This is a genomic window from Pedobacter ghigonis (assembly GCF_903166585.1).
Taxonomy (GTDB): domain Bacteria; phylum Bacteroidota; class Bacteroidia; order Sphingobacteriales; family Sphingobacteriaceae; genus Pedobacter; species Pedobacter ghigonis.
Genome location: NZ_CAESCM010000003.1, coordinates 116,342 through 128,917, shown reverse-complemented (window position 1 = coordinate 128,917; position 12,576 = coordinate 116,342). Strand labels below are relative to the sequence as shown.

At 38.3% G+C, this 12,576-nt stretch carries 12 protein-coding genes; 11 read left to right on the top strand and 1 reads right to left on the bottom strand.

Features of this window, described 5'->3' with window-relative positions; translation table 11 throughout:
• Positions 1 to 21: 21 nt before the first annotated feature.
• The gene (locus tag HWV58_RS06125; RefSeq protein ID WP_175633245.1) at positions 22 to 519 is read left to right on the top strand and encodes a hypothetical protein; all 498 of its coding nucleotides are present in this window, start codon (positions 22 to 24) and stop codon (positions 517 to 519) included.
• Between the two features lie 125 nt (positions 520 to 644).
• Entirely contained in the window at positions 645 to 1,148 is a 504-nt protein-coding gene (locus HWV58_RS06120; protein WP_175633244.1) for a hypothetical protein, read from the top strand.
• A 49-nt stretch (positions 1,149 to 1,197) separates the two neighbouring features.
• Here HWV58_RS06120 and alaS read toward each other — a convergent pair whose 3' ends face one another.
• The gene (gene alaS / locus HWV58_RS06115) at positions 1,198 to 3,819 is read right to left on the bottom strand and encodes an alanine--tRNA ligase (RefSeq protein WP_175633243.1); all 2,622 of its coding nucleotides are present in this window, start codon (positions 3,817 to 3,819) and stop codon (positions 1,198 to 1,200) included.
• A 116-nt stretch (positions 3,820 to 3,935) separates the two neighbouring features.
• Between alaS and HWV58_RS06110 the strand changes: the two genes are divergently transcribed.
• The 9 genes from HWV58_RS06110 (at position 3,936) to HWV58_RS06085 (ending at position 12,541) form a co-directional block, all read left to right on the top strand.
• Complete coding sequence (locus HWV58_RS06110; RefSeq protein WP_124561502.1) at positions 3,936 to 4,271, top strand: MerR family transcriptional regulator; 336 nt, start codon at positions 3,936 to 3,938, stop codon at positions 4,269 to 4,271.
• Positions 4,272 to 4,653: 382 nt separating this feature from the next.
• Positions 4,654 to 5,352, top strand: a complete 699-nt coding sequence (locus tag HWV58_RS24420) for a ComEA family DNA-binding protein (RefSeq protein WP_235972665.1) — start codon at positions 4,654 to 4,656, stop codon at positions 5,350 to 5,352.
• On the top strand, positions 5,313 to 5,564 hold the full coding sequence (locus tag HWV58_RS24415; RefSeq protein ID WP_235972664.1) for a hypothetical protein: 252 nt from the start codon (positions 5,313 to 5,315) through the stop codon (positions 5,562 to 5,564). The genes HWV58_RS24420 and HWV58_RS24415 overlap by 40 nt, the downstream gene beginning before the upstream one ends.
• 286 nt (positions 5,565 to 5,850) lie before the next feature.
• A complete protein-coding gene (locus tag HWV58_RS24410) occupies positions 5,851 to 6,303 on the top strand; it encodes a hypothetical protein (protein WP_235972663.1) in 453 nt (150 codons plus the stop codon).
• Positions 6,304 to 6,387: 84 nt separating this feature from the next.
• Complete coding sequence (locus tag HWV58_RS24405) at positions 6,388 to 6,714, top strand: hypothetical protein (protein ID WP_235972662.1); 327 nt, start codon at positions 6,388 to 6,390, stop codon at positions 6,712 to 6,714.
• A gap of 2 nt (positions 6,715 to 6,716) precedes the next feature.
• Entirely contained in the window at positions 6,717 to 8,792 is a 2,076-nt protein-coding gene (locus HWV58_RS06100; protein WP_175633242.1) for a ComEC/Rec2 family competence protein, read from the top strand.
• Position 8,793: 1 nt separating this feature from the next.
• Positions 8,794 to 9,570: an enoyl-CoA hydratase/isomerase family protein gene (locus tag HWV58_RS06095; protein WP_175633241.1), complete on the top strand. Its 777-nt coding sequence runs from the start codon at positions 8,794 to 8,796 to the stop codon at positions 9,568 to 9,570.
• Between the two features lie 22 nt (positions 9,571 to 9,592).
• Complete coding sequence (locus HWV58_RS06090; RefSeq protein WP_175633240.1) at positions 9,593 to 10,276, top strand: hypothetical protein; 684 nt, start codon at positions 9,593 to 9,595, stop codon at positions 10,274 to 10,276.
• A gap of 96 nt (positions 10,277 to 10,372) precedes the next feature.
• Positions 10,373 to 12,541, top strand: coding sequence for a S9 family peptidase (locus tag HWV58_RS06085; RefSeq protein ID WP_175633239.1), 2,169 nt, complete (start codon positions 10,373 to 10,375; stop codon positions 12,539 to 12,541).
• Positions 12,542 to 12,576 lie beyond the last annotated feature (35 nt).

Sequence of the window (12,576 nt, the reverse complement as noted above, 5' to 3'; positions counted from 1 at the left end):
AAACACACAAATTAAGAAATTATGAAAAGATTATTTTTTATAGCTGCAGTAATGATGGTTTCATTTCTCAGCCTGCCAGCAAAAGCGCAGTTGAATGTAAATATTAATATTGGGTCTCAACCATTATGGGGGCCGGTAGGCTATGATCACGTAGATTACTATTATCTTCCGGAGGTAGAAAGTTATTACTATGTCCCTCAAAGACAATTTATTTATTTAAACGGAAATGACTGGGTATTTGCCAACTCTTTGCCATCAAGGTACGGTAATTATGATTTATACAACGGTTACAAGGTTGTGATCAATTCGCCTAAGCCATATCTGAATTTCAGAAATGATAAGGTAAAATATGCAAAATACAAAGGCAATAAAGGACAGCTGATCATTAGAGATAGCCGTGATAGTAAATATTACGTAGTAAAAGGGCATCCTCATGGAATGCCTCCGGGCCAGGCTAAAAAGATCTACGGAAAAGGAAATAACGGTAAGGGCCACGGAAATGGTAAAGGAAAACACTAATTAATAATATTCAGCTTTAACAAAAGGATTTTCTCACGAGCTCCTTTTTTTTATATATCTGTTACAATAGATTTTTTGGCACAACGTTTGAATTACATTAAACACACACAAATTAATAGATTATTATGAAAAAGTTATTTATCCTTTCCGCGATTTTAGGTATCGTGGCTTTAACATCTAATCAATCTAACGCTCAGGTAAGTATTAATGTAAATATTGGCTCACAACCCGCATGGATCCCCGCAGGATATCAGGATGTTAATTACTACTACCTCCCCGAAGTACAGTCTTACTACTGTGTTCCGCAAAGACAGTTTGTTTACTTAAGTGGAAACAGATGGACCAGATCAAGATATTTACCAGCCAGATACAGAGGCTATAACCTTAACCACGGCAGAAAAATTGTAGTGTATGGAGATAATCCTTACCGCAGTTACAATAACCACAGGGTAAGATATGCCAGCCATAATAATTATTACCGTAGTTCTTATGGTGGCGGCGACAGAATCAGATACCGTTCGCCCCGAAATAACTACAGAAGTTACAGGGAAGATAACAGACACCATGATAGATATGTAAATACGAGTTTATTCTCTAGAGGACATCGCGAAAAACATGGCAGACATTAAAATAAAAAAAGAGGCTTTAGGGCCTCTTTTTTTATGCTTGTATATACGCTTAATGTGCGTGAGGAATAAAAGTTTCGGCCTTTTCCAATACCGCTTTTAAACCCGCCGGATTCTTACCTCCAGCTGTTGCGTAAAAAGGCTGTCCGCCACCGCCACCCTGGATTTCTTTTCCAAGCTCACGAACAATATTCGAAGCATTTAACCCTTTCTTCACCAAATGATCGGAAAGCATTACAGTAATACCTGGTTTGCTATCAATTTCTGTAGTAAAAACCAGAAACAGGTTATCAACCATATCTTTTAAAGAGAATGCCAGATTTTTAACCGCTTCAGCACTCTGTATATCAATATGTTTAGCGATTAAATTGATCCCATTAATACCTCTCACATGATGTACAATTTCATGCTTTAAGGTATTTACCCGTTCGATAGTCGATTTTTCGATCTCTTTTTTCAGCTTCGCATTTTCATCAAGCAAAGCTTGTACTGCAGCTGGCAGATCTTTACTTCCATTTAATAATGTTTTTAACTGACCAAGTTCTTTTCTCTGGTCCAGGAAAAACTGTTCGGCTTTGTCGGCAGTAATTGCTTCTATACGGCGAACACCGGCAGCAACAGCACTTTCTGAAACGATTTTAAACGAACCAATCTGACCGGTAGCTTTTACGTGTGTACCACCACAAAGTTCTTTTGAAAAATGATCGTCGAAAGTAATCATCCGAACAAAATCGCCATATTTTTCTCCAAATAAAGCTGTTACACCGCTTTCAATCGCATCCTGATAAGGTACGTTTCGTTGCTCTTTCAGCTTAATGTTTTGTCTGATTTTCTGGTTTACAATCACTTCAATCTGTGCCAGCTCCTCTTCGGTTACTTTTGCAAAGTGTGAAAAATCGAAACGCAGGTAATCAGCATTTACTAATGATCCCTTTTGGTTAACGTGCTGACCTAAAACCTGTTTCAAGGCAGCGTGTAATAAGTGAGTGGCTGAATGGTTATCTTCAGTTAAAACACGTTTATCTTCATCTACAACTGCCCAGAATTTACCTTCAAGATTATCAGGCAAAATATCTGCAAAATGAACTGTTAAGCCATTCTCTTTTTTGGTATCTGTAATATCAATCCAAAACTGGCGACTGTGGTCTTCTAAACGGCCGGTATCTCCTACCTGACCACCACTTTCTGCATAAAAAGGTGTTTGGCGTAAAACCAGCTGAAACTGCTCTTTGCCTTTAGCTTTTACTTTACGGTATTTTAAAATCTCGGTTTCAATTTCTAAGTCATCATAACCTACAAACTCACTTTGATCATCGGCATTTACAATTACCCAGTCACTAGTATCGATTGCGGTAGCGGCGCGACTATCGTCTTTTTGTTTTTTTAATGCCTGCTCGTAAGCTTTTAAATCAACCGACCAGCCTTTTTCTCTTGCCATCAACTCAGTCAGATCGATCGGAAAGCCGAAGGTATCTGAAAGTTCAAAAGCAAAATTACCTTCTACAGTATTATTTACAGCCTGATATTTCTCAAAACGCTGAATTCCTGTCGACAATGTACGTAGGAAAGAAACTTCTTCTTCTAAAACCACTTTCTGTACAAAATCCTGTTGCGAAACCAGCTCATCGAAAACCCCTTTAAACTGCTCTGCCAATAAAGGCACCAACTGATTTAAGAAAGGCTCTTTAAAGTTTAGGAAAGTATAGGCATAACGTACCGCGCGGCGTAAAATCCTGCGGATTACATAACCAGCTTTGTTATTTGATGGTAACTGTCCGTCGGCAATAACAAATGAAATGGCACGGATGTGATCGGCCATTACACGCATGGCAATATCGGTCTTTTCATCAGCACCGTATTTAATTCCAGCTTTATCAGAAATAAACTGAATCATTGGCTGAAAAACGTCGGTATCGTAGTTAGATGTTTTATCTTGTAATACACGCACCAAACGTTCAAAACCCATTCCGGTATCTACATGTTTGGCTGGTAAACTTTGTAATGAACCATCTTTTAAACGGTTAAACTGCATAAATACGTTATTCCAGATTTCGATTACCTGAGGGTGATCGGCATTTACCAGCGTAGCGCCATCCACTAAAGCTTTTTCTTCGTCGGTACGGCAATCAACGTGGATTTCTGAACAAGGGCCACATGGTCCGGTATCGCCCATTTCCCAGAAATTGTCTTTTTTATTTCCCGGTAAAATATGGCTCTCATCTATATATTGTTTCCAAAGATCATAAGCTTCCTGGTCTTTCGCTAAACCTTCTTTCTCGTCGCCCTCGAAATAGGTAACGTATAATTTTTCTTTCGGAATTTTATAAACTTCGGTCAGTAACTCCCAGCTCCAGGCGATAGCTTCTTTTTTAAAATAATCGCCAAAGCTCCAATTGCCCAACATCTCGAACATGGTGTGGTGGTAAGTATCAATCCCCACTTCTTCCAGGTCGTTATGTTTACCCGAAACCCGCAAACAACGTTGCGTATCTGCAACACGAGCATATTTGATGGCAGCCTCTCCCAAAAACAAATCTTTAAACTGATTCATACCCGCATTGGTAAACATTAAGGTTGGGTCGTTTTTAACCACTATCGGTGCGGAAGGAACAACATGGTGTTGTTTCGATTCAAAAAAACTAAGGAATGCCTGTCTAATCTCTTTTGCTGTCATTTCAATATTATTGGAGGGAACAAAATTAAAATTTTATTGCGTTATTAAGGAAAAATCGAGCTACATTTGAATACTTTAATTAATCGATATAAAACACTCATAATCAAGCTCAAAATATGCCGTATAAAGAAAGAGACATTAATAAAATGTATTATACCATGGGCGAAGTGACTGAAATGTTTAATGTAAACGCTTCGCAGATTCGTTTTTACGAAAAAGAATTCGATATCCTTCAACCTAAGAAAAACAAAAAAGGTAACCGCCTTTTCACTCCCGAAGACATAGAAAACCTGAAAATTATCTTCAATCTTGTTGATGAAAAAGGCTTCACTTTAAAGGGCGCTAAAGATTACCTGAAAAACAATAAATCTGATGTAAAAGAAAATCAGAAAATTATTGATTCTCTGGAGAAACTGAAAGGCTTTCTGGTTAACCTCTCGCAGGAACTTTAAACGACGACTGCCTTAGCTATAAGTATTTTTAAAATTACACACCTTGTAGTTTTAAAAATATTTTTTCTATATTAGTTCTACAGAACAAAAAATCACCCCTGTTTTCTTTAACCGATTAACGCTCGCTTATGAAAATATGGTATTTTTTGTTGTTTCTCCTTTTTACCCGCTGTATAGCTGCTCAAGGCTATTTGCATAATCTCTTAGCGTTCTTCAATCGCAATCAAACAGTTATTTCCATCAAATTGACTTTCCGTGTCAATTCAATAAATTATTTCCACTGTACCCTGTACGAGTGCGATGTTGGCTTTAGTCACAACTGCAAAAATCATCCGAACTTCCATTACCTCATCTAATTCATTTTACTGAAAAACAATCTATTATGCGCGCTCAAATTTTAAGCATGCTATTTGTGATGATCGGATTTATTGCAAATGCACAAACAACAGAACAAGAAGTAACTATACGCGATATCGTAGAAAGCGTTGCCGAAAACCTTCCTGATGATTACGACATAACTGAACTGGTAGAAGTATTAACCAGATACCGAAAGCACCCCATTAATTTAAATAACACCACGGTTGAAGAATTAAAAACGCTGGTTTTTATTTCACCGCTTCAAATCAGCAATTTCTTTGCCTACACCAAAGAGAATGGCAAATTGCTGGACGTGCATGAATTACAAAGCATTGATGGCTTTGATGTTAAAACTGTAGAAAATCTTATTCCATTTGTTACTGTAAGCAACATAGCAGAATATGGTGGATTGAAATTAAAAAATCTTATTAATGCTGGTGAGCACGATATTATAATGCGCTATGCCCAAACCTTAGAAAAACAAAAGGGTTTTACCGATTTGCCTGGAAACCGCTATTTAGGTTCACCTGAACGTTTTCAAACGCGGTACCGGTATAACTATGCTTCTATAATTTCGGCGGCCTTAACATTAGATAAAGATGCGGGTGAAAAATTTATAGATAAACCTTTCGATTTCTTTTCGACCAATGTTGCGCTATTCAAACTGGGAAAGGTAAAAAACTGGTGGCAGGTGATTATACTTTACAATTTGGTCAGGGATTAACCTTATGGTCGGGATTTTCTTTTGACAAAGGTCCTGATGTAACCAGCGTTGCTAAAAAGGACCTGGGTTTGAGACCATACACCTCAACCAATGAATATTCATTTTTCAGAGGAGCAGCAGCAACCATTAATCTGTTTTCAGAGGAGCAGCAGCAACCATTAATCTGTACCAACATTTCGACCTCACTCCTTTTGTTTCTATCAGGCATTTAGATGCGAGCCAAAAAGCAGATAAGGCAGGCGATCTTGTGCAGTCTACTATCAATCAGACAGGCTTGCACCGCACGCCAACAGAGATTAAAAATAAAGGCAGTTTAACACAGCGTGTTTATGGTCTAGCCTACAGTACACTAAAAACGAGTTTGGTGCAGGTGCCATTGCTTATCAAAGTCGGTACGATAACAGTTTTATCACCCAAACAGCGCTTTACGATAAATACAGCTTTACGGGCAATAAATTAACCAACCTGGGGCTCTTTTACAATCACACTATAAAGAACATGTATTGGTATGGTGAGCTAGGAAAAGCATTAAATGGTGGAATTGCGGCCATAAACGGAGTGCTGATTAGTTTATCTCACTCTGTTTCAGCAGCAGTAACCTACCGCAATTACAGTAAAAATTACCATAACTTTTTTAATCAGGGCGTATCCGAGTCGACAGAGGCAGTAAATAAAAGAGGATTATATGCTGGCTTGAATATTATCCCAAATAAACATTGGTCGTTTTCTTTGTATGGCGATTATTTTAAATTCCCCTGGTTCAAATACCGCGTTGATGCTCCTTCTAAAGGTTACGAAATTCTTGGGCAGGCCGTTTACACCCCCAGCAAAACCTTTAAAGTTTTAGCCCGGTTTAAAACCGAAAATAAACAGCAGAATACCGATCTGAATGTTCCGGTTAAGTTTTTAGATGATGTAAAGAAAGCTGGGTACCGGCTTGAACTTAGCTGACAGCTGAATAAAAAATGGACGATACAAAACCGCGCAGAAGTAGCACAGTACAAAAAAGGCAGTGGCAAAAGAGAATTTGGTTATATGGTTTATCAGGATGTTGATTATTCGCCTATGTTTTCGAAGCTAACGGGCAACATTAGGCTAGCCTATTTTAATACGCCAACTTATAATAGCCGTATCTATGTTTATGAAGATGACGTATTATATAGTTTTTCGTTTGGAATGTACAACGGAAAGGGTTTTAGAAGCTATCTAAACCTCAAGTACAATCTAGCTAAAAAGTTGAATATATGGCTAAGATATGCTGTATTCTTTTACCCGGGTACAGAAACTGTAGGTACTTATCTGGATGAAATAAAAGGCAATAAAAAATCGGAAGCCAAGGTTCAGATCCGCTACCAGTTCTAAGCATGTTTAAAGCTGAATATGTTTTTGTAAGGATTTTATGTCCCCTAATTATTGGGATTGGGCTATTTTATTTTTTGCCTTACCGCCCTTGCCTGTATTTTACAACAACGGCAACGCTGTTACTGGTATTAGGCATACTGGCCGTAAATTTAAACTATCAAAGACTAAATGTTTACCGTTTTAAAGGAATCGTTGGGGTTTTAGTTTTGTTGCTGATTTTCTTTCTGGGAGCTTCTGTCAGCCTGCTAAACAACGAAAGACTTAACAAGAGCCATTTCACAAACGAACATTGCAAACAGTTAAAAATTTGGGTAAATGACGAACCTCAGCAAAACCACAACATCTTACGATTTAAAGCTAAGGTTATAGCGGGTTACTCAAACGGTAAGCAGTTTAAATTATCGGGGAGGTTGCTCGTTGCTTTAAGACTTGATAGTTTAGCGCCTGTACAACTAAAATATGGAGACGAAATTATCGTACCTGCTCAATTTGCAGCAATTGATCCTCCGTATAATCCGGCTGAATTTAATTTCAGGTCGTGGTTGGCCACGCAGCATATTTACCAGCAAACATTTGTACAGCAAGGTCAGATTATTAAAACCAATAAGAATAGCGGCAATTTCATTATTAAATCTGCACTAACTTTAAGAGAGGAACAAATACAAAAGTTTAGAAGGCTGATTAAAAGCGATGAGGCTTTTGCGGTGGCATCGACCTTGATTTTGGGTTACCGTGCCGATTTAAGCCAGGAAACACTAGCGGCTTACGCCAACACAGGCACCTTACATGCGCTTTCAGTTTCGGGAGCGCATGTAGCCATTATTTATGTGGTTTTGGATTTTATATTTCAGATCCTGAATCGCAACCGAAGGTTAAAAATCACTAAACTCCTTTTAATTTGCGGCTTAATATGGGGCTATGCTTTAATCACAGGCTTATCTCCTTCTGTAGTCCGATCGGCAATTATGATCAGCGTGTTCATCACCGCTAAAACATTATCCAAAAACACAAACAACTATAACATTTTGGCTTTCTCGGCCTTTTGCCAGCTAATTTATAATCCTTTCTCTATTTGGGATGTTGGTTTTCAGCTCTCCTATTTAGCTGTGTTCGGACTATTTTATTTACAGCCAAAAGTATATAACCTGCTTTATGTAGAAAATAAATGGCTTGATAACTTGTGGAATTTTATAGCCATGTCGTTGGCCGCACAAATTGCTACTTTCCCTTTAAGCATCTATTACTTCCACCAGTTTCCACTTTATTTCCTCTTTGGAAATCTTTTTATTACGCTGCCGCTGGTATTGATGATGTATTTGGGGATTGCTGTACTAATTCCGGGGCTCAGTTTTTTAGCTCCTGTGTTCGAATGGTTAATCAATCTCACCAATTCAGTGCTAAAGTGGATAGCCAATCTGCCTTTTGCAACTTTTTCTTCCATTTACATTACTTTACCTGAATTTATAGTGCTGAGCTTTAGTTTGTGTTTATTCATTTATGGTCTCGCTAAATTCAATAAAAGGTTTATCTTTTCCTCCTTATCTCTTTTTGTCTGTTATCAATCACTCGTCGCTCATGACAGCTTAACAGCTTCACAACAACATCATATTCTCTTCTTTTCATTAAGAAAAAACTATGCGGCTGCTTTTACGCGGGGAAAGGAAACCATCCTCGTTACCGATTTAAAAGAAACAGACAAAAGCTATGGTTTTTTCATTAAACCTGCCCTGATGTCGATGCAAATTAATCGCATCCGCTTCGTTAATTTAAAAAAAGATACCCTTCTCAACCATTTCATCCTAAAGGATGAACAGATTGTATTTTATCAGCACAAAATCCTACTGATAGACAACCAACTAAACCATAGGCAATTGAGAGGTTCGGGTTCTTTTTCTGCCATCTGGCTTACTGCGAACAGTAAGTTCGATTTAAACAGCATCCCTCTGGATATCCAGTTTAAAACCTTATTAATCGATGCAACCAATAAGGATTATCGGATCAAACAATTACAGAAAAACAGAAAAGATGCCTATGTTTTAAAGAAAAATAAAGCATATTTGATACAACTAACCCAATAACATGGAAAATCTGGTTTTGTACCATGTTGCCGAAAGAATTGCAACAATTACGATCAACAGGCCTGAAAAAAGAAATGCCTTAAACCCACAGCTCATCGGCGAACTTACTTCAGCCTTTATAAAAGCATCAGAAGATGATTTGGTTAAAGTGGTAATTTTAAACGCAAACGGCAGTTCGTTTAGCGCTGGTGCCGATTTAGAATATCTTCAGCAGCTACAGCACAATACTTTTGAAGAGAATGTAGCCGATTCTAACAACCTGAAAAAGCTTTTCACCACCATTTATTATTTGCCAAAAGTGGTTATTGCGCAGGTTGAGGGGCACGCCATTGCCGGAGGCTGTGGTTTGGCTACCATCTGCGACATTATTTTTGCCACTCCTGAAAGCAATTTTGGTTACACTGAAGTTAAAATTGGCTTTGTGCCGGCGATTGTTTCTTGCTTTTTAAAACAGAAGGTTAGCGAAAGCATTGCCAAGGAAATTCTGCTTACCGGAAAAACCTTTTCTGCAGAGCAGGCACAGAAATATAATTTGATCAACTTTGTAACAAATTCAACAGATATTCATCAAAAAGTAAAAGATTTTGCATTAAGTTTGTGTAACGAAAGTTCTGGAAATTCATTAATGATTACCAAACAACTTATTAGTCAAACAAATAACCCTTTATTGGAAAAAAGCCTGGAAACTGCTGTTCAAATCAATGCCCGGGTTAGAGAAAGTGAAGATTTTAAAAAAGGAATTGCTTCATTTCTAAAAAAAGAAAAAATTAACTGGTAAAAAACTAAACTGAAATAAAAACATGTTCAAATCAATCAAAACAAGCGTTGTAGCTTTAATCTTAGTAGGTAGTGCTGTAATTGCTCATGCGCAAAAGAAAATGACCGAAGGTACCCTTACTTACGGCTTGGTATACAAATTAACTGAAGAACAAAAATCGGCTATGGGCGGGCAAGAACCACCTGCAGAACTGAAAGTTAAATTCAACAATGGTTTAACTAAAATTGAAATGGAGCAAGGTCCGGCTTTAATTGGAATTGTATCAGACAACAACGATAAAACGGGTTTACTTTTAATCGATGTGCCAATTGCCCAAAAACAATTCGCGGTTAAACAATCAAAAGAAGATATCGAAAAAGCAATGGGCGGATTGCCAAAGTTTTCTGATTTCAAAGCTACAGGCGAAAAACAAACTGTAGGTGGCTTTAACGCAGAGAAATACACTTACAAAGATGATAAAGGTGCTTCACACGAGCTTTGGGCAACTAAAGATGTAGAATTACCAAATGTAGGTGCTCAAAACTATTTCCCTGGTTTAGCAGCTTTCCCGGTAAAATACACCTTGGTTCAAAGAGGTATCGAAACTACTACTACTTTAAAATCGATAGCAGAAGGTAAAGTTGGCCCAATTTCGAAAGAAGTTCCAACCGGATACGAAGTAGTTACAATGGAAGATTTAGCAAAAATGCAAGGTGGTGGTGAATAATTAACCATTTACAGCTAATTAATAGCTTTTTAACTGACGGCTTTTTATTTAAATTAGCCCAAAAGTTAAAAAGCTTTTTTTATGACCTAACTTTATATGATTAAAAAACTATTACTCAGATTATCAGTTACCTGCATTGCAATATGTGCTGTAATTGATGTAAGTGCCCAAAACATTAACTGGGCAAAGGATGGTAATTCCTACTATCAGATCGCCGGAGGAGAAATTATTTCCATAACCCTTCCTAAAAGCGACAGAAAAACAATTATTTCAAGAGCCTTATTAACGCCGGCAGGTAATAACGATGCTATTGCTGTAAGAAGCTTTCAGTTATCAGACGATGGTACAAAAGCATTAATTTATACCAATAGCAAAAAAGTTTGGCGCTACGATACACGTGGCGATTACTGGCTGGCCGATTTAACAGCCAATAAGATTGTACAAATTGGAAAAGACAGGCCGGCATCTTCTTTAATGTTTGCCAAATTATCGCCCGATGGCAGTAAAGTAGCCTACGTTAGCAAACACAATTTATATGTAGAAAATGCCGATGGTACCGGTGCGAAAGCCTTAACTACGGATGGTACCGATCGCATGATTAACGGTACTTTCGACTGGGTTTACGAAGAAGAATTCGATTGCCGCGATGGTTTCAGGTGGAGCCCGGATGGAAAATCGATTGCTTACTGGCAGCTCGACGCTACTAAGATCAAAAACTTTTTGATGATCAATAATACCGATTCGATTTACCCTTATACCATCCCGGTTGAATACCCTAAAGTTGGCGAAAATCCATCGGCCTGTAAAGTTGGGATAGTTGATATCAATACCGCTAAAACCAACTGGTTAAATGTACCGGGCGATAATGTTCAGCACTATATTCCACGTATGCAATGGGTGCCCAACAGCAACAATGTAATTTTACAGCAACTTAACCGCGAGCAGAACGAAAGTATAGTATTTATCTGCGATGCCGCTTCTGGTACCGCAAAAGCCGTTTATACCGAAAAAGCCAAAGCCTGGATTGATGCACAAGACGAGTGGAAATGGTTAAACGACAATAAAGAGTTTACTATCGTATCTGATAAAGACGGCTGGAACCATTTGTACAGGATCAGTTTGGATGGCAAAAAAGAAACCCTGGTTACCAAAGGAAATTATGATGTGATTGATGTTAAATTAATTGACGTTAAAAACAACATGGTTTATTTCCTGGCCTCTCCAACAAATGCCACGCAGAAATACCTTTTTAAAACCAAATTAGATGGAAAAGGTAAATTAGAGCAGGTTAGCCCTTCGGTATTACCGGGTACACACAATTATGATATCTCTCCAAATGCTGCATTTGCCCGTCATTCGTATAACAGTGCTGTTGTTAGGCCAATTACAGAGTGGATGAATTTTACAACTGGTAATCCGTTTACCATGGATGGCAGCATCACCACCCAGCTTTCAAAACAAGAGGCACCAAAAAATAAAGTTGAGTTTTTTAAAGTAACAACCGAAGATGGCGTAGAAATGGACGGCTGGATGAAAAAGCCTGATAATTTTAACCCATCAAAAAAATACCCGGTTGTATTTTATGTGTATGGCGAACCGGCTTCGGCTACTGCACTTGATACTTATGGCGCAGGAAGAAACTTTTTATACGCCGGCGATATGGCGAAGGATGGTTACATCTACATCTCAATGGATAACAGAGGCGCACCAGTACCAAAAGGAAGCGCATGGCACAAAGGAATTTACAAAAATATTGGGGTAATCAATATCCGCGATCAGGCTATGGCTGCCAAGAAATTACTGGCTACCAATACTTTTATGGATAAAGACCGTGTAGCTGTTTGGGGCTGGAGCGGTGGTGGTTCATCTACCCTGAACCTGATGTTCCAATATCCTGAAATTTACAAAACAGGTATTGCCATTGCAGCAGTGGGCAATCAGTTAACCTACGATAATGTTTATCAGGAACGTTATATGGGTACACCTTTCCCAAGTAAAGAAGCCTATGTGAAAGGATCACCGGTTACACATGCTAAAAACCTGAAAGGTAACTTACTATATATCCATGGTACCGGCGATGATAACGTACACTATCAGAATGCTGAAATGCTGATCAATGAGTTAATTAAAAACAGAAAGGTGTTTCAATTAATGAGCTATCCAAACCGTACACACAGCATCTCTGAAGGTGATGGAACCAGCGAGCATTTATCGTTAACTTACACCAAGTTTTTAAAAGAAAACTGCCCTCCTGGAGGAAAATAACAGATAATCGAACTTAAAAGCAGCTCTCGGGCTGC